The organism is Paenibacillus sp. Cedars (assembly GCF_003184205.1).
Classification (GTDB): Bacteria; Bacillota; Bacilli; order Paenibacillales; family Paenibacillaceae; genus Paenibacillus_AQ; species Paenibacillus_AQ glucanolyticus.
In genome coordinates, this window is the sequence record NZ_CP020866.1 from 5,397,637 (window position 1) to 5,420,516 (window position 22,880).

At 51.0% G+C, this 22,880-nt stretch carries 19 protein-coding genes; 6 read left to right on the forward strand and 13 right to left on the reverse strand.

Annotated elements, in window-relative coordinates; all coding sequences use genetic code 11:
• Positions 1-22 precede the first annotated feature (22 nt).
• Complete coding sequence (locus B9D94_RS26280; protein WP_006207827.1) at positions 23-925, forward strand: glycoside hydrolase family 43 protein; 903 nt, start codon at positions 23-25, stop codon at positions 923-925.
• Between the two features lie 168 nt (positions 926-1,093).
• On the opposite strand, the gene B9D94_RS26285 is transcribed toward B9D94_RS26280, so the two are convergent.
• Positions 1,094-2,113, reverse strand: coding sequence for a Gfo/Idh/MocA family protein (locus B9D94_RS26285; RefSeq protein WP_006207826.1), 1,020 nt, complete (start codon positions 2,111-2,113; stop codon positions 1,094-1,096).
• A 25-nt stretch (positions 2,114-2,138) separates the two neighbouring features.
• Complete coding sequence (locus tag B9D94_RS26290; protein ID WP_006207825.1) at positions 2,139-2,912, reverse strand: sugar phosphate isomerase/epimerase family protein; 774 nt, start codon at positions 2,910-2,912, stop codon at positions 2,139-2,141.
• Positions 2,913-3,051: 139 nt separating this feature from the next.
• On the opposite strand from B9D94_RS26290, the gene B9D94_RS26295 reads away from it, so the two are divergent.
• Positions 3,052-3,879, forward strand: a complete 828-nt coding sequence (locus tag B9D94_RS26295; protein WP_036644140.1) for a helix-turn-helix domain-containing protein — start codon at positions 3,052-3,054, stop codon at positions 3,877-3,879.
• A 217-nt stretch (positions 3,880-4,096) separates the two neighbouring features.
• On the opposite strand, the gene B9D94_RS26300 is transcribed toward B9D94_RS26295, so the two are convergent.
• From B9D94_RS26300 to B9D94_RS26350, 11 genes are all read right to left on the reverse strand, one after another.
• Positions 4,097-4,942: an arylamine N-acetyltransferase gene (locus B9D94_RS26300; protein WP_063478416.1), complete on the reverse strand. Its 846-nt coding sequence runs from the start codon at positions 4,940-4,942 to the stop codon at positions 4,097-4,099.
• A 143-nt stretch (positions 4,943-5,085) separates the two neighbouring features.
• Positions 5,086-6,153 carry a bifunctional transcriptional activator/DNA repair enzyme AdaA gene (locus B9D94_RS26305; RefSeq protein WP_006207822.1) on the reverse strand — a complete coding sequence of 356 codons (1,068 nt, stop codon included), beginning with the start codon at positions 6,151-6,153 and terminating at the stop codon, positions 5,086-5,088.
• A gap of 301 nt (positions 6,154-6,454) precedes the next feature.
• Positions 6,455-7,324 carry a carbohydrate ABC transporter permease gene (locus B9D94_RS26310; protein ID WP_063478415.1) on the reverse strand — a complete coding sequence of 290 codons (870 nt, stop codon included), beginning with the start codon at positions 7,322-7,324 and terminating at the stop codon, positions 6,455-6,457.
• 18 nt (positions 7,325-7,342) lie between these two features.
• Positions 7,343-8,218, reverse strand: coding sequence for a carbohydrate ABC transporter permease (locus B9D94_RS26315; protein WP_006207820.1), 876 nt, complete (start codon positions 8,216-8,218; stop codon positions 7,343-7,345).
• A 45-nt stretch (positions 8,219-8,263) separates the two neighbouring features.
• The gene (locus tag B9D94_RS26320; protein WP_006207819.1) at positions 8,264-9,589 is read right to left on the reverse strand and encodes an extracellular solute-binding protein; all 1,326 of its coding nucleotides are present in this window, start codon (positions 9,587-9,589) and stop codon (positions 8,264-8,266) included.
• Between the two features lie 98 nt (positions 9,590-9,687).
• A complete protein-coding gene (locus B9D94_RS26325; protein WP_148248361.1) occupies positions 9,688-11,259 on the reverse strand; it encodes a response regulator transcription factor in 1,572 nt (523 codons plus the stop codon).
• Entirely contained in the window at positions 11,240-13,060 is a 1,821-nt protein-coding gene (locus B9D94_RS26330; protein ID WP_063478414.1) for a cache domain-containing sensor histidine kinase, read from the reverse strand. Before B9D94_RS26330 ends, B9D94_RS26325 begins: the two co-directional genes overlap by 20 nt.
• 400 nt (positions 13,061-13,460) lie before the next feature.
• Entirely contained in the window at positions 13,461-14,543 is a 1,083-nt protein-coding gene (locus tag B9D94_RS26335) for a copper amine oxidase N-terminal domain-containing protein (protein ID WP_063478413.1), read from the reverse strand.
• A gap of 184 nt (positions 14,544-14,727) precedes the next feature.
• Positions 14,728-17,022 (reverse strand): glycoside hydrolase family 3 protein, encoded by a 2,295-nt coding sequence (locus B9D94_RS26340; protein WP_148248362.1) that lies wholly within the window; start codon positions 17,020-17,022, stop codon positions 14,728-14,730.
• Positions 17,023-17,084: 62 nt separating this feature from the next.
• Positions 17,085-18,416, reverse strand: coding sequence for an MFS transporter (locus tag B9D94_RS26345; RefSeq protein ID WP_063478411.1), 1,332 nt, complete (start codon positions 18,414-18,416; stop codon positions 17,085-17,087).
• Between the two features lie 164 nt (positions 18,417-18,580).
• Complete coding sequence (locus B9D94_RS26350) at positions 18,581-21,118, reverse strand: GH39 family glycosyl hydrolase (RefSeq protein WP_148248363.1); 2,538 nt, start codon at positions 21,116-21,118, stop codon at positions 18,581-18,583.
• A 198-nt stretch (positions 21,119-21,316) separates the two neighbouring features.
• Between B9D94_RS26350 and B9D94_RS26355 the strand changes: the two genes are divergently transcribed.
• The 4 genes from B9D94_RS26355 to B9D94_RS31200 all read left to right on the forward strand — a co-directional run bounded on the left by B9D94_RS26355 (position 21,317) and on the right by B9D94_RS31200 (position 22,781).
• Positions 21,317-22,030 (forward strand): SMI1/KNR4 family protein, encoded by a 714-nt coding sequence (locus tag B9D94_RS26355; protein WP_148248364.1) that lies wholly within the window; start codon positions 21,317-21,319, stop codon positions 22,028-22,030.
• Entirely contained in the window at positions 21,972-22,154 is a 183-nt protein-coding gene (locus B9D94_RS26360; RefSeq protein ID WP_148248365.1) for a hypothetical protein, read from the forward strand. Before B9D94_RS26355 ends, B9D94_RS26360 begins: the two co-directional genes overlap by 59 nt.
• A gap of 26 nt (positions 22,155-22,180) precedes the next feature.
• Positions 22,181-22,354 (forward strand): hypothetical protein, encoded by a 174-nt coding sequence (locus tag B9D94_RS31195; RefSeq protein WP_164481469.1) that lies wholly within the window; start codon positions 22,181-22,183, stop codon positions 22,352-22,354.
• A 280-nt stretch (positions 22,355-22,634) separates the two neighbouring features.
• Positions 22,635-22,781, forward strand: coding sequence for a hypothetical protein (locus tag B9D94_RS31200; RefSeq protein WP_172964002.1), 147 nt, complete (start codon positions 22,635-22,637; stop codon positions 22,779-22,781).
• Positions 22,782-22,880: the final 99 nt, after the last annotated feature.

Here is a 22,880-nt window from a genome sequence, read left to right on the forward strand (position 1 = left end):
TTTCAGGAGGTGCCTGAACAGCATGAACACTCAGGATATTCAGCTGCGGGATCCTTATATCCTGCCTGATTCCAAGCACAAGAAATACTACATGTACGGCAGTACCGACAAAAATATATGGAGGGAAGGAAACGGCTTCGATGCCTATATAAGCGAAGATCTTCGGCATTGGGAAGGCCCTTGTACGGTCTTCCACAAGCCCGATAATTTCTTCGCGGAGGTGAACTTCTGGGCACCCGAGGTGTACGAATATCATGGCCGTTATATCATGTTTGCCACCTTTCGCAGGAAGGATAATGATCTGCTGGGCACTGCGGTGCTGTCAGCGGAGCAGCCGACAGGGCCCTTTGCTCTCCATAGCAGCGGTCCTGTGACACCGGCGGATTCGAGTTCTTTGGACGGCACGCTGTATATCGATGAGGAGAACCAGCCGTGGATGGTGTTCTGCCATGAATGGCAGCAGGTTGGCGACGGCGAGGTCTGTGCCATGCGCCTAAGCCCGGATTTATCCGAATCCGTATCGGAACCGGTGATCTTATTCCGTGCCTCTGAGGCGGCGTGGACCACACCGTTTCATTCGCAGCGCTTTCCCGGGACCGGAAACTATGTGACGGACGGTCCCTTTCTATTCCGGACAGCACCCGGCAGCCTGCTGATGCTGTGGGCCAGCTTTGTCGACGGCCGCTACGCGCTCGGCATTGCCAAATCCCCATCCGGCAGCTTGACGGGTCTCTGGCTTCAAGAGCCGGAACCCTTATATTCCAGCGACGGCGGGCACGGGATGGTGTTTCGCACGTGGGAGGGGCAGCTGATGCTGGCGGTACATACCCCGAATCGGACGCCGGAGGAACGTCCGATCTTTATCCCTGTAGTTGAAGACGGAGACAGCCTTAAGGTAAGTCCGATGGATCGGCAAACCGGTTAAAGCACTGGAGTGAATAAAAAAACAAGAGCCGCTCTCCATAGTAATGGCAGAGCCGCTCTTATTTTTATGAAAAAGTTGTTGCTGCCCTGCTTATCATGATCATCGCTTTACTATCGGATATGACAAAAAGAGAAGCCGCACTTCCACGGCTTCCCTCTGTTCATCCTATTACAGCTTCACAATCTTACCCGTCTCTTGCGATTCGAATGCGCCCAGGATGACGTTCAAGGAACGCAGCCCTTCCTCACCGGAAATGCTAGGAGGCGTGTTTGTTAGAATGGATTCCACGAACGCGTCGATGACGCCGCTCGGCACCTGCTTCTCATTCGTTGCCATGGCACCAACCTTGTAAGTCTCGATCGTACCATCTGTCAGCTCGACGTTAACCTCGTCACCATGAACGGCACCGATCTTCATCACGCCTTTCTCGCACCAGAGGACCGTTCCGTTATCACCGGATCTGTAATGCGTCCAGCTTGCCATCAGCGTGCCGACTGCGCCACTCTTCATGCGAACGATGCAGGTCGCATTGTCGTCCACGTCCGTTCCCTCTTTGTGGACCGTTCCGATAAAGCCGGCAACTTCTGCGATTTCATCGTTCAACAAGTAACGGATAAAGTCGGATTTGTGAACGCCAAGGTCACCCATAGCCCCCATAATGGCTTCTTCCTTACGGAAGAACCAGCTGTCGCGACCGTCCAGACTCCAGCTCTCTGGACCCCCATGGCCAAAGGAAGTGCGGAACGTAAGCACCTTGCCGAGCTTGCCGGAATCCAGGATTTCCTTAGCTTTTACGTGTGGAGGCATTAAACGCTGATTGTGGCCTACCATCAGGTAAACCCCATTCTTGCGTGCTGCCTCGATCATTTGCTCTCCTTCTTCCGTTGTTGTAGCCATCGGCTTCTCAACCAGTACATGAAGGCCAGCATTCGATGCTGCAATACTCATTGGAGCATGCAGGTAGTTCGGCGTACATACGCTAACGGCATCAAGCTTCTCATTCTTAAGCAGTTCTTGGTAGTCGGTATAAGCTTTGCCGCCATACTGGGCAGCCATCTCTTCGGCACGTTCCTTTACCGGATCGGCAAAAGCAACCAGCTCCACATTAGCATTGTTCGCGTATTCAGGAATATGTCTGCGCTGGGCGATGGCGCCGCAGCCAAACACAGCCACTTTAATTTTGCTCATTGAAAGTCTCCTTTTTGCACATAGATTAAAATTGGTTCAGGTAGTTCTGCTTCAACCAGTTCATACTGTTCTCCACGCTTTGCAGCGGTGGGTTCTGACACACGTCCTGCTCCACGATCAGCCATTCCGTGCCTGCATCCGATGCAGCTTGAATGACACCCGGCAGGTTCACAGAGCCTTGGCTCAGCTCCAGCGTCTTCATGTTGCCCTCAGCGTCTTTGCTGAAATCCTTCAGGTGAAGCAGCGGCAGGCGTCCCGCATATTTCGGAATGTAAGCCAGCGGATCTTGTCCGGCAAACTGTACCCAGCATACGTCCATCTCGACTTGTACCGCTTCCGGCGTCGTTGCGGAATACATTGCATCAAATACGAATTCGCCGTCAACCTCCGCTTCGAATTCAAACGCATGGTTATGGTAACCAAAGATCAGTCCTTGCTTGCGTGCTTCAGCTCCTACTTCTTCCAGGAAGGAGAAGAGGTTCTTCCAATCCTCAGCATCTTTACGATCTTCTTCAGCTACATAAGGGCACATCATATATTTAGCGCCAATGGTTTTCAGGTAATCTATCTCCTTCTGCAGGTCTGCACGAAGAAGATGCAGGCCCACGTGGCTCCCAATCGCCTTAAGGCCGAGCTCTTGAAGAAGCGTTTTCATTTCCTCGGCCGGAATGTCTCCGTAACCTGCGAACTCCACGCCTTCATAACCCAATTCAGCCACTTTGCGAAGCGTACCGCGGAAATCCTGAGCCGTTTCATCGCGCAGCGTATACAATTGCAAACCAATGTTCATTCTTCTCATTATAGCGCACCTCGATTCCAAAAATGAGTTACTGCTCTATCTGCTACTATCATACATGCAAATAGGCTAAAATGAACATAAACAATATTGCTGCAACATGAACTATCTGCTTGCATTTTTACTGGGGGTTTTAACCATGATGGAGGCAAGACTGCTAATCTGCGACTATTCCTACCACTTCCAGCAGTTCAGCAACAGCCACCGGGGCGGCTTGACGACCTATCTGTTTCGTCTCCAAACCGAGGGGTCCTGTGAAATATACTGCAACGGCATCGAGCACCACGTGCAAGGGGGCGATCTGCTGCTGCTGAAACCCGGCGATGAATACGAGCTGCGGATCAACGATGACGGCGAGGATGGCCGCGTATCCAGCGGAGATTATTATATATTTTGCGATGGGTCATGGATCGATGATTGGTGGAACCGGATCCATCGGCCAGTTGTCAGCCATGTCGGGCTCGACGATCAGCTGCTGGGTCTGTGGAGACAGATGCTGCTGGAGAAGCGGCGCGGACTTGAGGGGGAGACCGGGGAGCTGACGGATTATTTGCTGCGCAGCCTCTGCCTGTGTCTGGACCGTGCCATTACCGAGATCAAGCCAACGGATCGGCTTGCCTTCACCGCTCTTCGGCTGAAGCGATTCGTGGAGGAACATGCCACGATCACCTTCAAGCTGGAGGAAGCCGCTTCTCATGTCGGGCTCAGCTTATCCCGGGCCGTTAAACTGTTCAAGGAGTATTACGGAAAAACCATGATTCAGTACGCCTTGGAGATCAGGCTGAACGCAGCCGTTGAGCGCATGAAATACAGCACCATGACGCTGGAGGAGATCGCGGAAACCTGCGGCTTCGCAAGCTATTCCTATTTTCACAGAGTATTCCGTGCCACATACGGCATGTCCCCGGTCAAATACCGGGAAACGGCAACCGTACCGGCAAGGCCGGGGCAAGAGAAAGCCCCGCGGTAATTTTTTCTCTACATTATAAGAAGCAGCCTGCGCGTACCCGGAAAGGTGGAGCAGGCTGCTCCAGACTACAGATGCTATTAATAACTCGATATACTCTCCAGTACCCCATTAGTAAGTAGAGATAAGGGATATTATACCATGCTTCGACAGGTTGAATAGGTAATTTGAACTAATTGGTGCTGCCGTTCTACTCGGGGAAATCCGGTATAGCGCTGGCTTAAAAAATATCAACACCGAGACTCTGTAGAACCGTTACGGCATCTTCGACAGGCAGCTTCGGAAGCTTAAACTCATGATCGATCACCTCTCGAAGCTCGCTGAGGTCCGATAAAACGCGCTTGTCAACCCTCCCGTCTTCATGCCGGATACTCAGTATATTATTGATTAGGGACAGCGACCGTTCTTGCTCCAATTGCCAGAGCTGACAGCGTAATATAGAGGTGAAGAGATCGTTAGGCTTAAAGTACTCCCTAATAGCAGGCTGAAAATCATCGAATTGATAGGTTTTTCGGGTATCGAAGGACCATACCAGATCTGTAAGCAGCTGGCCGTCCACATACCTGTAGTACGTGTACGTTCCCGGCTCGTCTCCCGGACGCAATCTCACTTCAATTCCAGCATATTGGGAAACCTGATCAGGATAAGTCTCCAACCGAACGGGTTCGAAAAACGGAGCAGCGTTCCCGCAGTCCACATACACTTCTTCTTGCCCATCAGGGTTCCGAACAAGCAGTCCGACATGCCCCTCGCCCAGCAGCGTATAACGAGTTGGAAATCCGAGCTGGTTCAGCAGCTGATGGAGACTGCTGTTAATCATATAACAAGTGCCTCCCGCATTCAGCTGCATCAGCTGATCGACAAACCTCTTCTCGTCTTGCTCCAGCCTGCCTTGCTGATGATACTCATGATACCGCAGCAGCGTGCTAATATTCTCGAAAGGAATCCTATTATGATGCGCAGTGCAAATCTCGGTTAAATACGCCAGCGAAGCCTCCTTGAATGGAACCCGAATATACTGCAAATAATTGGCGGCCCATTCAGGTAAGTGTACTTGTTCCGTCACTATCGTTCACTCTCCCTTATCGGATGCTGTTGATACACTCTTTATTTTAAACGATTCAGCATATCAATACTTCGTACGAACGATAGTGGAACTATGCAAAAATAGTCTTACCCCAAGGTAAGACCATTCTCTATGACCCAGGTCTAATATTCCTCTTTTCTTGCGGCACTCATGGATTTCTCATGATTCAACAGCCATTGCTTGCGCGACAGCCCTCCCCCGTATCCGCCCAATTCACCGCTCGTATTGATGACGCGATGGCATGGAATGACAATCGCAAGCTGGTTGGCCCCATTCGCCTGGGCGACGGCGCGGTAAGCGGTAGGTCTTCCCATCGCTGCTGCGATCTCGCCGTAGGAAGAGGTTCGACCGGGTGGAATCCGCAATAATTGGTCCCAAACTTCCTGTTGGAATGGTGATCCTAACAGGAACAAGGGGGTTTTAAATTCCGTTAACTTCCCGTCAAAATACGCACCCAACTCTCTCTCAATCGAACGGATGGGAGCTGTGTAACCCGGAATAATCGCTGACTTGGTTCTCAGTCTGAGACGTTCTACCTCCCGCTCCAAGCCCCGGCGATCCACGAATTCGAGCAAATACAGTGCTTCGTCATCTGCAATAGCCATCATCGGTCCCAGACGCGTGTCGAGCCACGATGCTTTTAGAATATGATGATGCCCGGACCTTGTAGGGGCTGCGCCCATAATCCGCGAAAAAGCATCCCGAAATCCGCTGCTGGACTCGTAGCCGGTTGACAGCTGCGCATCGATGACAGCATCTCCTTCCCGGATCTGCTTCAGGGCAAGGCCCATCCGCCTAGCTCGTGCATATTCAACAAAGGTCATCCCGAACCGCTTCTTGAATTGGCGTCTTGCCGTTGAGGCATCCACGGACAGCTTCTGGAAGTCCTGGTTGGTCCATCTCTTCTCCGGGTTATCCTCCACAGCGTCTACAAGCAGCCGCACAAGATCCGAAACTTGATTGGGATGCGAGAGCGGCCGGCATCGTTTACAGGGTCGGAAGGATGCCAGCAGTGCTTCTTCGGCCGTCTCATAAAACTCGCAGTTCTCGATCTTCGGTTTCCTCGCCGGGCATGTCGGGCGACAGAATACACCGGTTGTCTTAACGCCCACGTAAAAGACGCCTTCATATTCCGATTTCTTATCCAGCAGCGCCTGATAATATTCCTGTTGATTTGCGGCCGATATCATGTAACGTTCCTCCCTGTGACTATGTTCATTCTATATGGTACATCTGGTATAAGCTGTGTTTCTCCAGGAAAATCATGTACCCTGTCTTGGTGTACCTATTATATTTCTTTTGCACACATGGCGCAGCCGAAAATCGTGCATGAATGTTTCCCGGTTGGAAACAGAGAATGATCATTACTGGCACGAACCAAAACAGCCCCTTCCGAATGAATCGGAAAGGGCTGTTCATGGTAAATATGTGCGGAGCCTCGGAACAGGCTATCTGCCTCCGTTGTAAACTAAATGGACCTTGCTGGCAGCCTTAACCCTTGATCGAGCCTGCCACCATGCCCTTCATGATCTGCTCCTGCAGAATCAGGTAGGCTACAATGGTAGGAATGACCGCGATTGCCATCGCACCCATGGTCAGGGCGTAGTCCGTGCCGAAGCCGTCCGAGAACAGGGACAGACTGAGCGGCAGCGTCTTCAGCGCTTGCGTATTGATAAATACGAGTGCGAAGGAGAAGTCATTCCAGAATCGGAGGAATGCCAGAATGGATATCGTTGCAACGATAGGCGTGCAGAGCGGCAGAATCATTCTACTGAATATCCCCCACCAACCGCTGCCGTCAATCATGGCCGCTTCTTCAATTTCCCTTGGAATGGATGACATGTAAGCCATCGCCAGGAAAATCGCAATCGGCAGCTCAAACGCCGTGTAAGGCAGAATGAGCGCTCCGTACGTATCGAGCAGGCCGATGTTTTTCATCATGATAAACAGGGGCACCAGCGTACTGTGGATCGGAATGAGCAGCCCGGTCGTAAATAACACAACCACCAGCTTTTTGAACCGAAACTCGAATCTGGACAGCACATATGCCGCAAGTACGCTGAGCAGAATGGTCAATGCAACGGCTGTAATGGTCACAACTGTTGAATTGATCATCGCCCTGCCCATATTTCCAAGCTCCCATGCCCGAAATATATTCTCGGTCATCCACTCCTTCGGCAAGCCGTAGGGGTTCGTGAAGAAATCCTGATTCGATTTAAACGCGCTTGTAAAAAGCCAGTACAAGGGATAGAGCGTAAGAATCGCATACACCATCAGCAGCAATTTTACGAACCCGGATAAACCCTTCATGATGACTCGTTTCCCTGAAGCATTTTCGGTCCCGGTCGTCTGTAAATTCACATCGCTCCCTCCTTCATGTTAACTTGACTTTCTGCGCGTTGCGAAGTAATTAAGCGCGATTAGGATGGCGCTGACAATCATAATCATCGTGGAGACGGCAGAACCGTAACCATAACGATACACACTGAAGGTGCTGTTATACATGTATGTGGCAAGCAGCTCGGTCGATTGCGCCGGTCCGCCGCCCGTCATGACAATGACGTGGTCAAAGGCCTTCAGACTTCCGGAGATACAGAGCACGATAGTCACGACAACCGTACTCCAGATCATCGGCAGCGTGATTTGCATCAGCTTGTTCCAGCCCGTGGATCCATCAATTTTGGCCGCATCATGGATCTCGGGAGAAATATTTTGCAGTGCTGCAATAAAGATAACCAGATACGGACCGACGTTCGCCCAGTTAATCGGAATCGATATCGCCAGCATGTTGACTTTCGGATCAGACAGCCAAGCGCGGGTCCATGAATCCAGACCGAGCATCTCCAGCACATAATTCGCAATCCCGAACTGCGGATGGTAAATGTAACCCCAGATCAGGCCGACTACAACCGTCGACAGCACCATCGGCATAAATACGGCGGAGCGTATGAATCTGGAGAAAAACGAATTCTTGAACAGTACAATGGCCAGAATCAATGCAATCGGAACCTGACCGACAATGGATGAGACAACCAGAATCAGGTTGTTTCGAAGCGCCCGCCAAAAAATCGGATCCTTGAACATCTCTATATAATTATCAAGACCGATAAAGGTGGCATCCCCGAACCCTTTCCAGCTGAAAAACCCGTAGTAAGCTGACCAGAAAACCGGAATAATGACAAATATCAGAAACAACAGAAGCGCTGGAAGAAGAGCTATGGCTATAAATCCTTTGCTTCTCATCGCTGTAGGCATGGCAGCCTCCTCCCTCCTAATCCTTGTGCAGTGGTGAATGGTTTCTTATGGAGTAGCGGATCTGGCTTGCGCATCCTGAAGCTTCTGGGCCACACCTTCAACGGGACCGCCCATCATGATTTCCTGCAGACCGTTGTTGATGACTTCAGCCGCTTCTGCAGACAGATAAGCATCATATACTGGCGTAATTCCAGTGGTTTTCACCAGATTAAAGGCTTTGTAGTACAGGGAAGTAACTTTGGACTCATCAATCTCGGTATCGTACATTACCATGGAGTTGCTCTCGGCAATCGCTTTTTGCGCTTCCGGTCCGCTCACGGCATAGATCAGTTCAAGGGCCAATTCTTTCGCTTTCCCTTCGGTTCTGCTGCTAAGGGCCAGACCGCCGCCAGCTCCGCCGGAGATCGTGCCTGCCTCACCTTTTCCACCAGGAATCGTTGGCAAAGTAGTAACCTCGATATCCTTCATTTGCTCCTCAGAGGAAGAAGCCGCAAGATTCGTAAGGGTCCATGCGCCGCTGATCATCATCGCTGCATTTCCTTGAATGAAATACTGCTCAGCTTGCGTGTTGTCGATGCTGTTCGCCCCTTCTTGGAACGCTTTGTTATCAACCAGCTCTTTGAAATAGCCGAGCGCTTCGATAAACTCAGGATCGGTAAACTTCGCGCCTTGCTGTGCTGCTGCATTCTTGAACCATTCGGTGCCTGTCACACGGTCGGCAATAGAGCCGATAATGGTGGATTGAGCAACCCACGGAGCTTTGTTTCCGAGGGCGATTGGCGTTATGCCGTTATCGTTGAAGGTCTTAACCGCCGCCATCATTTCTTCCCAAGTCGTTGGGACTTTTACGTTATGTTTGTCAAACAAGGCTTTGTTGTAGTACAGAATCGAGGTTGCCGACATACCCAGTGGAGCAGAGTAGATCTGGCCTTCCTCGAACTCGTATGGATCAAACGCTCCCGGCAGGAATTTATCCTTCCAATCCGAATGCGCATCTAACACTTCCGTAATCGGTTGAAGCAGCTTCGCTTGATGAAGCTCGGATGACTGACTTCCTGCATAAACGAAGAACACGTCCGGCATCTCATTCGCAGCCGCAACGGTACTCAGACGTTGACGGTAGCCATCCGGTGGAATCGCTTGTGCATCGAGTGTAACTTCAGGATGGTCCTGAGCAAACTGATCGATAAAACTTCGGACTGATTTTGCACGCAGGTCATCACCGGCAAAGTTATGCCAGATGGTCAGCTTGACCTTTTCTTGATCGCCTTCATTCCCTCCGGCCTGCTCTTTGCTTTGCCCGCCGCCGCATGCTGCAAGAACCAGTGTCATCATCAGCAGTACAAGACCTATTTTGCGTTTTGGTCTCATGGTCAATCCCCCTTTAATTTATACGAAAATGATGAAGCATCCTAAGATGATTAGTCCAAGTATAAAAGAGGATGTAACGCTTACATAGGGGATATAATTCAGTCCATAGAGGGACAAAATTCAGGATTTGCCCGATACTCCGACGGCGTCTGTCCCGTCCATTTCTTGAACAGGCGGTTAAAATACTTAATATCCTCATAGCCGATTTCATTTGCGATTTCACTGATTTTGGCCGGCGTTTCCCTCAGCAGAGTCATTGCTTTCCGCAGCTTCGCCTGGGTCACGAATTCAATGTAATTCTGCCCGGTCTCCTTCTTGAACATCTCGCTGAAATAATTGGGATTCATATGAACATGCTTGGCCACTTGCTGAAGCGACAGGCTCTGCCCCAGATGCTCATGAATGAAGGAGATCGCCCTGTGAACAGGACTGGTTGTCGACACCATGTCCCGGTACTGCTTCATGATGAGTCCAAGGGAATCGATCAGCACCTTCTCCGGCTTCTTCGTTAAATCGCGGATATCAAAGTTGTCCTCAATCTTCACCGGACTGGTGTAGCCGATGGACGTTGCAGCGCGTATCAGCCAGCGCTGTCCCGAGACGAGCAGGGAATGCAGATAAGCCTGAACCGAGCCGGGTGTCGCCTGGCTCTGACTTTGGATGCGTTCCAGCACATCCGCGACCCATGCCTCCAAATCGGCGGATTGCCCTGAGCGCAGAAGGGAGGAGAGCTCGGTTTCTTCTTCCATCGAACAGACCGTCTCAATGCCTTTCCGCCCTTCGATGTCCTCATAACGGATATGCCGTTCCGAATGGAGAAGCCACTCGTAGGAGCTGGCCTCCACCGCCGTCTTCAGCGCGCGATCCAGCTCGCGAACACTGGACACCGGTCGGCCGCTGGCTGCCTTAATGCGGCAGGCGTGAGTCGATTCCAGCTTTCGCAGCGCGGAATCCACGCGCCCCCAGCCATCGCCTGGCTCTGTGCGCACCAGCAGAAGCAGGGAACCATTCCACTCCAGCCAGGCACCATGCAGCCCTTCTGCCAGCTCCGTCCCGAGTAAGCTGTGTCGTTCGCCAAGGGTCAAGTGCTCCAACTCATCCTGATGTAACGGATGAACCGACAGCATCCAGATCTGCAGAACGGAGCCGGGCGTTGTCAACCTCAATTCAGGATATCTCTCCCATAATTCATTCTCGGCATGCTCATCCAGTGAAACTCCCGATGCAAGCAGCCTCCTCAGGAACCCCCGGTTGACCACCATTTCCTGGGCCTTCCCCTTCGCTTGATGGAGTCTGTGCTGCAGGATTCGCTCTCTCGCTTGAACTGCAGCTTCGATAATTTCCCCGGGTCTGCTCGTCTTCAGCAAGTAGTCACTCACGCCTTCACGCATCGCCTGCTGTGCATACGTAAATTCATCAAAGCCCGATATGACAATGATTTCGATCTCGGGAAACCGCTGCTTAACTTGATGAGCCATGTCCAAACCGCTCAGGCCGGTCATGCGAATATCAGTAAATATAATTTCGGGCATATCGACGGGAATACGCTGAAGGGCTTCCTCTGCCGAAGCCGCGGGCGCCAGCACCGTAAAGCCGTTATCCGCCCAATTGATCACTGTACTCAGCCCATTTCGAATGATTACTTCATCATCAACGATCAGTACCTTCAAGGTCGTCATCCCCTTTGCTGGATATTTCAGTTTGTTGAATATCAGTTAGGTCCGGTATCGTAAACATAACCCGTGTTCCGGCCCCTTCCGTGCTGTCCACACGCAATCCTGCATCCTTGCCGTAATGGAGGAGCAGCCGCTTATGGACATTTCGCAGCCCGTAGCTTCCGCCCGGGGTTTGTCCCTTCTCGTATTGCAATGGATTCTCTACCAGCTGATCCTGAAGCCATTTCAGACGATCGGGCGTCATCCCGATTCCATCATCCTCCACCACGAAGTGAATCCCTTCGCTGCCATGCCGACCTTGTATCGTAATCGTCCCCATTCCGTCACGGCTCAATATGCCGTGCAGCATGGAATTTTCGACGAGCGGCTGCAGCAGCAGCTTCAACATGGTGTGCTGATGAAGTGTCTCCTCGACATGAACCTCAAACGAGAATTTCTCCGGATACCGAATGGTTTGGATGTTCACATAGTGACGGACATGCATAATCTCCTGCTGGATCGTGCAGTATTCCTGGCCATTGTTCAAGCTGAACCGCAGGAAATCACTGAGTGATCCGACCATCTCGGCTATCTTCACATCCTGGTTCATCAGCGCCAGCCAATGAATCGAAGACAGCGTATTGTATAGGAAGTGCGGATTAATCTGCACCTGCAGTGCATGCATATCCGCCTCCTTTTTCAGCGACTCATTGAGTTTCACTTCATCGGTAAGTTTCACGATCCGGGAACTTAACCGGTTGTAACTGATAATAAGCTGTCCAACCTCATCAATTGTCTTCACCGGCAGCGCAGGCAGCGGCTCCTCCGGGCTCGAATTCTTGAGAAACTTCGTTAACACAGACAACGGATTCGTAATCTTCTGAATCAAGAAGAGAACCAGTATAATGGCGAGCAGGATGGCCACGGTTACGGCAACCGCCGTCAATTTGATGAAATACTGGTTCTGGGAACGGTATTCCTCTGAGGGAATGATGCCGACCAGCTTCCAGTTCACACTCGACATTTTCTTATAGAGAATGGTCTTCTTATTGCCGCCCTCTCCATAGTCCATATTCCCGCTAAGCCCCTCGAACTCTTCAATCGAAGGATAATAGTCTGCCAGGGTAAGATTCGTCTCCATATCCGGCGGACCGGCAATAATCCGGTTGTTCTCATCAAGCAGGAGGACAAAGCCGGTTTTCTCCAAGACGGCCTGCCTGAATTGATTGGCAATGACGCCTTGATCCAGGTTGATCTGCAGATTCCCGATCGGCTTGTATTTATCCGTGCTGCGAATCGGCCTGGCCAGCGTGATGACCTTTCTCATGCCTTCAAATGTCCACTGTCGGTGAACAAAAGACCACCATTTGGGATGATGCTCATAATAATCCGGGATCTCCTCGGTAATATTCCGGAACTCGGAACGCACTAATGACTTATGCGAGATCGGATCCTTGCTGCCGAGCGGTTCGACAATGATATTGGCGATATAATCCTTGGAGAAGGCCAGATTCGTCAGGAAGTTAATGACCGTTGTCTGCTGGACATAGTTGCTCTCCTCTGTCTTGAGGTAGGATTGGACCCCGGTGTGCCCGATGAGGAATAGCGAGATATTCTCGACGTCCTTCACCATCGTGTCCAAGTAAGCTTCCAGTTGGCGGAGCGTATTCATCCCCGTAATCTTGGCTTTCTCTTCCGTCAGGCTCTTGGCCATGTTAAAAGAGAAAATACCAAGAAATAACAGCGGCACCAGCGTAGCTATAATAATAAGCAACGATAATTTATGCTTTAGCGATTTCCCAAGCCATTGCTGCATAAATACACCCCGTTCGAGTCCATATGGTATGGGCTTGTTATATTACTTAACATTGAAGGCGTTTACTTCAAAAACATTCTCTTTCCGTTGCAAAAAGGTGTCAGGTTTATTAACTATCTTAGAGGAATCTTAAGACTCAAGTAAATGGTAATAAAGACCTATGAATAGAGATAAAACCATCTTTCATATAGGGTACACTCCCCATGGTCGCCGACCCGCTTCGGTGATGCAAACCGCGTTGACTCTTGATAAGCGCAGCAAAAAAAGGGCGCTGCAGCGCCCTTTTAAATAGAAAATCACATCACCCGATCCAAATTCCAACCTTCCAGTTCATGCTTATATCCTTCTGCTGGTATGCATATATATGTAGTTCTAAAGTTCCGCATCGATAAACGGTAATTTACCTCTGCTCTTCCAAACGATCATATTCCATGCGATCCACCACAAATCGATTCGACTCTTCATCATACCGGTAGGTTATTTGGAGATCACCCGCAAAACCGGCTGGACTTATGCTCCCAGCTGCGAGCGTAACAAGCCGCCCTTCTTCGATGCTGTGTCTGACTACAGCTCCAAAACCCAACTTGTCATTCAGATAGCTTTTATCCTCGGAGTCATCCTCAATTCTCTGAACGGTTTCCTTCCCGTCGATCACAATCTTCACGGCGATGTAATCCGCAAACTTCTCGATGCTGGACTCCACATGACCCGCTACCGCCTGATCCAACGATTCCATAGGAATTTCCTTCAGGGTTTCAGCGTCCACCACATGTGTCTTGCCAATATAAATACCCGTCCCGGTCCCATCCACATAGAACACAACCACTTCCGGCTTGCCATCACCCGTCATATCCCGATATTGAATGATCGGTTTACGCGTACCATCACCACCGTACCAATCCGCAAAAACTTGCCTTCTCCCTTCTACCTCTACCACCATTCCTTCATATCTTCCGTATTTCGTAGCGCTTACCGGGTACAACTTCACATCAGGGTTCTCCTCTGCTGTCGAAACGTCCACCTCCGGCGTATAGACGTAAATCATTCTTTCCTTCGAATCCCAGCCTACCTCTGCATTGTGCAGCTCCGCTATGAATCGAACCGGAACCATAATTCGGCCATCCTTTAAATACGCGGGAACGGACAGCGAATACGCCTTCCCTTGCCCCTTGGCCTCCCGGCTTCCCATCTTCAGCGTGACTTGATCTGTGCTTGTGCTGACGGTTACCGTCTTGGTCTTGTTGTTCCATTGAAGCTGCGTGGGCTTCAAGTATTCCTTAATCACGCGCAAGGGAACCAGCGCCGTCTGATTCACGATAACAGGATTGACATCGAGCGTAACCATCCAATGATTAATGTTCAATTCCATTTCCTTCTGCGGTGCGGCTTTGGCCTGTACCTGTGCCTGTACCATCGTACTCATCAGCATCGTGGACGCCATAGCGCCAATCACCGCCATTTTCGCCCATTTCCGGGTTGTCATGTTCTCTAATCTCCTTGGCTAATAATATATGAAATAATTCGTATATAACTAAGACGCAAGTTGATCGGTATTGGTTGTCCATGTCACGCAAAAAATAAGCCGCTCAAGCATATCATCACTTGAGCGGCTCACCCGGATGGGTACGGAGGAAATCTATGCGATCACGATCGGATAACTGTCATGCCTACGGACGCGGCTTCCGATATTTCTCCGTGCGTTCATCCTCGATGACTCCCTTCCAGTTTAAACCGAAGGCAAAATCATAGGTGTGATTCTCGGAATCGGTATGGCATTCCATATCAAACGCCACATCCTCAAGCTGTTCCTCCACGGTCTTCATATTGGCCGGCATCTGCATGGGCAGCAGGCCTGACGGCTCCACTTCACCCGCAAGCACCTCCATGATGGCTTGATCCAGAACGCCGAAATTCACAAGAATCGCATCCACTTCGGCTTCAAACTCCTCAACCACAGTCGGATTGGACAACAGCATGGATACGATGACCGGTTTGCCGTTCAGCGCTTTCTTCGTTTCCAGTACCATGTCGAGATCGGCCGCATTCTGAGGCGTAACGGATTTGCCCCGATAGGAACGGTTCAGCACATCCGTTGTCCGTGTATCACCGGCCAGACTCACTTCACGGGCATGCTCTGCCGTATACGTCTTGTACTGCAGGCTCATCGGCACGTAGCCGTTGCCTCCCTGATCCTCATCTTCTTGGCTATACCCGGTTCCGGATTTCGGCGTACTGATAAAGACAAGCCCGAAATCCGCCTCGTCCGGATGCTCCGCGAGTTCGAAGTATTTGGCCGCGATGTCCAGATTAACCGGATACTCCAGGCTTTCCGGCGTGGGGTTGCCAAACCAATCCTGTCCTGCAGCCATAAAGCGCTTCGGAATGTAGACCTTGCTCTTCCGCTCGACGGGAAGCACGCCATTTTTATTTTTCAGCATGACGATCGATTTTAGCTGGGCTTCATAACCTTCACGCATAAACTCCGGATTTCCGACCATACGGGAGCTCTCCAACGGATCAACATAAGGGTTCTCAAACAGCCCCAGTCGAAACATATTGCTCAGCAGGCGCACGGCCGATTGTTCGAAGCGTTCACGCATATACGTCTCGCCATGCTCCCGGACACCCATGTGATAGGCAGCCAGCACCGGTTCCATCTCATTGTTGCCGCCAAATTGGTCAACGCCTGCCATCAACAGCTTGTAATGCCGCTCTGCTACCGTCAATCCTTCGACACCCCACGGCTTCCCGCTTAGGAAAGAGTCACGGGGACCGGACTCATCGGCCGTAATCGCCCAGTCCGTGCAGACAACACCGTCGTAGCCGTATTTTTCCCGGAGCAGGTCCTTGATCAGATAGGAGTTATATGAATTGCCAACGTTCTCCCCGTTGACGGTATCCTGGTTCATCGAAATGGTGTAATACGGCATCACAGCGGAAGCCATTCCCGTCTTGCCCTCCAGCTTAAAAGCCCCGTCTACAAACGGAATGAAGTGCTCGTGAAAATTATTACCCGGATAAACCGCATATTTCCCGCTGCTGTAATGCGCGTCCCTGCCTGCCTCGCCGGAACCGCCGCCCGGCCAGTGCTTCACCATGGCGTTGACACTGTCGTACCCCCAGCCTTCGGATATCTCCCGGTCCCCCTCCGATGTCTGAAAGCCATCCACGTAGGCGCGGGCCATATCGGTTGTCAAACGTGAATCCTCGCCGAAGGTGCCGTTAAAGCGGAACCAGCGCGGCTCTGTTGCGATATCGATCTGTGGGGAGAGCGCCGTTGCAAGGCCCATGGCACGATATTCTTTGGAAGCCATCTCGCCAAATTTCTTCGTGATGTCCGGATCAAACGTAGCGGCCAGGCCCAGCGTCTCCGGCCACATGGAGATCCGTCCTCCCGAGCCGGCGTTAAACTCCGAGCTGGCATCCGTGCTGTGCCTTGGGTCCGAGCTGTTATTGGCAGGAATGCCAAGTCCCGTGCGTTCCGCGTATGCCTGCACCTTATTGTTCCAGCGTGCCGCCACTTCCGGACTCTCGACCGTGGTCACCAGCACATGACGCACATGGTCCTGGGCCAGAAAGGCCAGCTGCTCATCCGTCAGCTCCCATGGCTTCACGCCACTCTCCTCGTAGGATTTACCGCCATAGGTAGCCGAGAACCAGCCCCCGCTGGCAGCCGGAATCGACTGATGCCTGCTGTACAGCATCAGGCCGGCGATTTGCTCTATGGTCATTTTGGAAGCCAAGTCCTTGGCACGCTCCTTAGGCGTCAACCGCCAATCCTCATATCGGTCCAGCCTACCGTCACGGCTCAAATCCTTGAAATACAGTCCATCCATCTCGATAATTGCCACACCTGATTCGGACGAGTATCCCAGCTTAGGACCTCCCGGATTGTCGATATAGCGAATGTTGTCTCCATTTCCCGGGATCGTTTGGGTTGTCTGATTGATCTGATGGTTCATTGTGATTCCCTCCACTCCAAGTTTGTCTGCTCTTTCGCTCTGCGCCAGCTATGGACTTTCCGTTATACGTTCTGTACGCTCGGTGCCGTGAGGTCCGGGGAAGGATTCATATCTCCTTCCGTTGCAACCGGCTCCCCGATTTCAGGCAGCGGCTTAATGGATATCATCCCGATCATCATGAATACGGAGAGGGCGATATAGAAGAAGGTCCAGTCCCCGATACCCATCATGGTGCCTGCACCCAGCAGGAACGGCGCGATCGCAGGCACGATGGATTGCGGCAGCGCATTCGCCACGTTCATGATGCCAAAGTCTTTTGCAGAATCCTCCTTGCGGGGCAGAATCCGCGCAACCAGCGCCATATCCACAGCTGAGAAGCATCCATAACCGAGACCCAGAACCGCGGAAGCGATAACATAGGCAAGATAATTCGGAACAAAAGCAAAGACCAGCGTGGCCAAAATCATAATGAAAGCCGACATGTACAGAAACGGTTTTTGCTTACGGAACTTATCCGACAGCATCCCGCCAAATATGCTGGTAACCGCCATTGCCACCATGGAGATGATGTTCACGGTTGCCACACTGGCTGTCGCCTGAGCTTCGGTATAGCCCATCCGGTTGACCAGCATAACGGTAAAATAAAGACTGCTGCAGTAACCCATCATCAGGAGAAACTTCGAAATAACCGCCCAGGTGAAAGCCGGATACCGGCGCGGGCTTGGGTAGACTTTGCTGAGCTTTTCGCCAAACGGGATTTTCTCTTGTTGCTTATGGACGATATCCACTTTGCCTTCCTGGATCAGGAACAGACTGAGGACTGGACCAACCACTCCGATCACCGCGAGCAAAGTCCACTTCGCTGCGGAAGAAACATCCGTCAGGAAGGTCATCATGACCATGCCGACCGCAATCGCTACCGGCAGCACCAATCCCAGAAGCCCGGATACCGTGCCTTGTTTCTCCTGCTTGACCTGATCCGGGATGAGCGCGGTGTACGCCGCCATTCCGAAGTTAAAGAACAATTGCGCAATCGCCCAGCCGATAATAATGAGCCACAACGAGGACGTCATGCCGATCATGAGAAGAGACGCGCAGCCGAACAAAGGACCGATCAGAATCCATGTACGCCGCCGTCCAAACGACAGGTTCGTACGGTCACTGATGGCGCCGCCGAGCGGATTGCCGATAAGAGCGAAGAATGCCCCGATACCTGCCACCAGACCATAGGAGGATGTATATCCGTTCGGGTCGATTTCAATCATTTTGAAAGTCAGCAACAAGGTTGCAGGTGTCATTAATGCCAGCATCATGCAGCCATAACCTAGCATAATACCGAAAGTCAGTCTGCCAAACGATGTTTGCACCTGCCCTTTCACCTTAGCTTCAGCCATTGATATAACCCCCTAATTATTATGAAAACGATTACAGTTTTATTATAAAAGAAACCGCCTTCATCAAGACAGGCGGCTGCTTACAGAGTTCTACGCTTATTTTTAACATCTTTTTGTAAACGTTTTCCTAACTTCAATAGAAGGAGATTAAGAATTGACACAATTCAATCATACGTAGGTGTCAGCTCTATGAGCGCTACCCCGTGGGGCTCAAGATTGAAGCAGACGGTTAGTGCTGCCCCGGGCTCTGCATCGACATATGACACGTGCCGGCGGGGACAGGAACTCGCCTTAAGATACTGCACGTCCTCCTTCGTTAGGGATTCCGGGGCTCCCATCGCGACCCAGGCATCATAACTGCTTCCTTGGTTGCGGTCGATCGTATGCTTCACCATTTTGAACCGGCCATCCGGAACGTTCATGAGGGCTATGTCTATTTTTAATGTCCGCTCATGCTTGAAGCCGTTATAACGATGCGTATGATCAATAAAAGAGATATCGCCCATGGCGTACAGGTCGTCGAAGTGGCAGTAATTATACGTGAGAATCTGATACCCGCCGTCTCCGGCCGTCACGATATATCCCTCACCCTGAGCCAGTACGGTGTGACCCAGCTTCGATAACAGCTCATACGCATGCATCGCAGCCTTCGGAATCCCATATTGCGCAATCAGGCCGAGGCCTCCATGGAACAGCTCCCGGGACGGAAAGGTCTCCTCAATGTTGTCGCTGAGGACCCAGTACCCGAATCCATGGATAACATCCAGATTATCGAGCAGATTCTTCACGATATAAGCGGCCTTGTACACCGTATCGTTCGTGAGCTCGCGGTGGTATGCCGTCGAATTCCATTCGGTAAGATAAATCTCGCAGCCCGACAATCCGTACGCTGCAAGCAGCTCAAGCTCAGCGTTCAGTCTTTCCTTCAAGAAATCAGGATTTGGCGATATCCCGCCAAATTCCTCAAGCAGCTGGTAATAGGGGTCGGTATCGAGCATTTGTCCGATAAACTCCGCGTTCACCATATCCTCGATGCGCTCGTGCGGATAGAAGTGAAGCGGAATAAAATCCGGCTGGCAGGCGTGATGTCGGCAAAACTCGAAAAAATCCTTAACGATGGAGACGGAATCCACCGTAATGATCCTTCCCGGAGCGCCGATCTGGAGCGACTGCGATATTCTTTTCACCGTCTGATAGGTCCTTAAATACAGCGCCCTGTATTCATCCTGTGAGGCAGGCCAGAATATATGGAACTCGGGCTCATTCCAGAATTCAAACTTCCAGCTCTCCACCTCCGCCGCTCCGTAACGGTTCATGCAGTGCCTAATCAACCGATCCACAAGCTCACACCATCTATCCACGGATTTGGGAGGACTGGTGTAACTGGCCCGGTAGAATACCGTTTGGTCCGGATCGGAGGCCAGAGCGGAGGGCATGAATCCCAGCTCGATAAAAGGCTTCAGTCCAATGGACAGCAAGAAGTCAAACAGCTGGTCCACATAACGAAAATTATAACGGGACTGCCCTGCCTCGTCCTCATGGTACACCATCATCCCGTCATCAAAGATGCCGTGGAACCGCAAATACTGAAAAGGACTTCGCCGCTGCACATACTTCAGATGCTGCTGTACATCGGCATGCAGCCCCTCCTTGGCTTTTCCAATGGTAATCAGGCTCTTCCAGGTATGCTTAACGGTTGTTCCAACCCGTGCCGCATCGATTTCATAAGCTCTTGTTTCCAGGGTCTCCACCTTCCGGACCTCTCTGGACTTGCTTCGCTCCAGAAACTGGTGGATGATGCCCAGCGCACTCGAATGATTAAAATTCAGATAATGGGAGGAAATGTCCTCCTTCTTCCGGGGGGCCATCTCCGGACGATACTGCTTGCGGTACTCATGCGGCGTCATATGGTACCGGTTCTTAAAGGCGGTATAGAATGACTTGGCATTCGGAAAACCGTGATTCAAGGCCAGGTCCGCAATCGGAAGCTCCTCGCGTAACAGCAGGTCTTCGACCGCATGCTTCAGACGAATGCTGGTCAGATAGGATTGAAAATTCAATCCGATGTTCTCACTGAAAAATTTGGACAGATATGGCACCGAGAGAAATTCACGCTCCGCTAGGGACTGAAGCGATATGGCGTCTCTGTAGTGCTCATCGATATAAGTGATAATGCGCAGCATGCGCTCCATATACTTCTCGTTCATCGCGCCGCTGGAGCCGCTTGTCCGAAATTGCTTCATGAGGATGGAGAATACGGCCAGCATCCGAATGCCCATGTCCAGTTCGTAAGCTTCCCCCTTCTTATTGCTCAGCTGCACCATCTCGGCCAGCAATTGCAGAATTTGATCAAGCGCGCTGCGCTGCTCAGGTCGTACCGTTCCGGATTCGCATTGGAACGAAATACGCTCAATCCCCTTAATGTTCTCTTTGAGATAAGACAAGGGAATTAGAAACGTAGCGATAATGTTTTGATCGAGACCCATCACTTCATGAACGTGACACGGATTGATCAGGAACACATCGCCCTCTGCCAGCTTGTGCTGCTGACTCCCTACTGTGACCTCAAGATTCCCGCTCAGCACAAAAATAATCTCCACACTGTTATGCCAGTGGCTCGGTACATAATTCACCCTGTGCAGGGACACGTCAAAAGGCAGCTCGTCTCCCGTCTCCACCAATTCATAGATGGATGTCTTCAATTCATTTTCCTCCTTTTCTTTGCTTTAGCGGAAGTTATGTATTTTTGGCTTCATATGCAAATTTCATTACAACGTCCCCTGCATTATGTTAAAGTTAGATCGTATTGTTATATTCTGGAATGCGAAGCATGCTGAAATTGCCCTCTCTTCTAATCTTATAGGTATGTAGACCTATGATGCAAATACCAGGAGGATCCTATGAAAAAAATGTTTAGCCTTTACCGGAAAGTATTCACGATGAACCGAATGGGTTCCTCCTTAAGGCAGGCCTATGGCTCTTACCCGATACCTCCGGTGATCCATCGTTTGCTTGAGCTTAGCCAAGAATACACCGCAAAGGGCTTTGACATGAGCTGGATCGGCTTCCGGATGACCGGTTCCTATGCGCCGTATTCCATTACTCCTCCTGACTTGATTCCCTTCGCAGAAACCGGCGGGGGGGGCATTCATTTTGGCTTCTTGACCGATTTCGGCAAGGTAAAGAATCTTGAGTCTGCCGCCATCGTCTGCGTTACCCCAACCAACGATCCCCCGATTCGTTTGATTGCGCGCAATATGGCGGAATTTCTGGATCTGGTGGTCTCGGTTCCGCATGCAGAGCATCTGGAATCATGGTGGGCGTGTACGGATGAAGAAATGAAGCGTCAGGAAGAAGCACAATTCGAGGCGGAATCTCCCGTTCCAATTACCCACACCCGGAAGGAGATTTTCGAGCGTCTGAGATCTGAATTCGGGGCCAAACCCAGAGCCGTTCTCCCTTATTTACGGGAGGTCCTTCGGGAAAGAGAGTCGAGCTGTTCCCTGTTAACATTAGATGGATTAGGCGTTATGGACGAAGAGGGAGCTAAGCCGGATGCGCACCTACCTGTCGAATGCATCCAGCACGGCAGCGAAACTGGCGTTCATCCGTGACGCCAACTATTGGTATGTCCTGGACCGCGATCAACCGTCGCCTGTATTCAAGCTGCTTCGGGAGACCATGCTGTCGCTTGATCTTCAGGATGAGGCAGCAAGACTGTTTGATATCGACTTGTAAAAAACACCTTGAGGGGAGGTGAGTTTATGGAATTTGGCGGGATGTCCATGTTTGGCATATGGTCGATGTTGATCATTATCGTTTACGGACTTTTTATACTCCTTGGATTATGCGCGTTGTATCTGCTCATCAAGCTGATGATGCGGGCCATAACCGCACTTGAACTCTACATCGATGAGAAAAGAAACCGACGGCTGTAAAGGTGGAGCTTCGGAGTATGCTGTCATAAAGTCCAGGGAACCAGAAATGAAAGGATAAACCAAAAAGCCAATGCTCTATGCATTCTGTCCCTGCACTAGGTAATACTTCGATATGGGGTGTTTCGGGATAGGGTTTCTGCGGTTTTTTAGATGTGGCACGGATGCTTGATTTTTTTTGATTCCTTAGGCCGCCAGATTCTGCTTCTGCCCACATCAGCCTCCTTCCGAAATCTCGGAGAGGGGTTTTTTTTTGCCTCTTTTTTACATGGATGGATCATCCATGACAGGGCCTAATCCAAGGAAACCTTACCTGCTTCCACGGAACCGGAACGTACATTTCATCAATAACACAATGGCACAGCCTAGCATTATTGTGGATTACTCCTGCTGCGATGCCATCACGAACGAATCCTTGGAGGAGCAGTAACTTTACAACATCAGTGCCCTTGAGAAGCCCGTACAGCTGTTACCGGGCTTTTCAGCAAGAAGAAATTCCCCGCTGGTTTCTTCATCTATAGGAATGTGA

Excerpts from the sequence above, each read along its gene's own strand:
- B9D94_RS26340 (WP_148248362.1), bottom strand. The coding sequence starts at position 17,022 with ATGAACCATCAGATCAATCAGACAACCCAAACGATCCCGGGAAATGGA.
- B9D94_RS26305 (WP_006207822.1), bottom strand. The coding sequence starts at position 6,153 with ATGATATCGGCCGCAAATCAACAGGAATATTATCAGGCGCTGCTGGAT.
- B9D94_RS26290 (WP_006207825.1), bottom strand. The coding sequence starts at position 2,912 with ATGAGAAGAATGAACATTGGTTTGCAATTGTATACGCTGCGCGATGAA.
- B9D94_RS26330 (WP_063478414.1), bottom strand. The coding sequence starts at position 13,060 with ATGCAGCAATGGCTTGGGAAATCGCTAAAGCATAAATTATCGTTGCTT.
- B9D94_RS26320 (WP_006207819.1), bottom strand. The coding sequence starts at position 9,589 with ATGAGACCAAAACGCAAAATAGGTCTTGTACTGCTGATGATGACACTG.
- B9D94_RS31200 (WP_172964002.1), top strand. The coding sequence starts at position 22,635 with ATGACAGGGCCTAATCCAAGGAAACCTTACCTGCTTCCACGGAACCGG.
- B9D94_RS26280 (WP_006207827.1), top strand. The coding sequence starts at position 23 with ATGAACACTCAGGATATTCAGCTGCGGGATCCTTATATCCTGCCTGAT.
- B9D94_RS26285 (WP_006207826.1), bottom strand. The coding sequence starts at position 2,113 with ATGAGCAAAATTAAAGTGGCTGTGTTTGGCTGCGGCGCCATCGCCCAG.
- B9D94_RS26355 (WP_148248364.1), top strand. The coding sequence starts at position 21,317 with ATGAAAAAAATGTTTAGCCTTTACCGGAAAGTATTCACGATGAACCGA.
- B9D94_RS31195 (WP_164481469.1), top strand. The coding sequence starts at position 22,181 with ATGGAATTTGGCGGGATGTCCATGTTTGGCATATGGTCGATGTTGATC.
- B9D94_RS26345 (WP_063478411.1), bottom strand. The coding sequence starts at position 18,416 with ATGGCTGAAGCTAAGGTGAAAGGGCAGGTGCAAACATCGTTTGGCAGA.
- B9D94_RS26360 (WP_148248365.1), top strand. The coding sequence starts at position 21,972 with ATGCGCACCTACCTGTCGAATGCATCCAGCACGGCAGCGAAACTGGCG.
- B9D94_RS26315 (WP_006207820.1), bottom strand. The coding sequence starts at position 8,218 with ATGCCTACAGCGATGAGAAGCAAAGGATTTATAGCCATAGCTCTTCTT.
- B9D94_RS26335 (WP_063478413.1), bottom strand. The coding sequence starts at position 14,543 with ATGACAACCCGGAAATGGGCGAAAATGGCGGTGATTGGCGCTATGGCG.
- B9D94_RS26295 (WP_036644140.1), top strand. The coding sequence starts at position 3,052 with ATGGAGGCAAGACTGCTAATCTGCGACTATTCCTACCACTTCCAGCAG.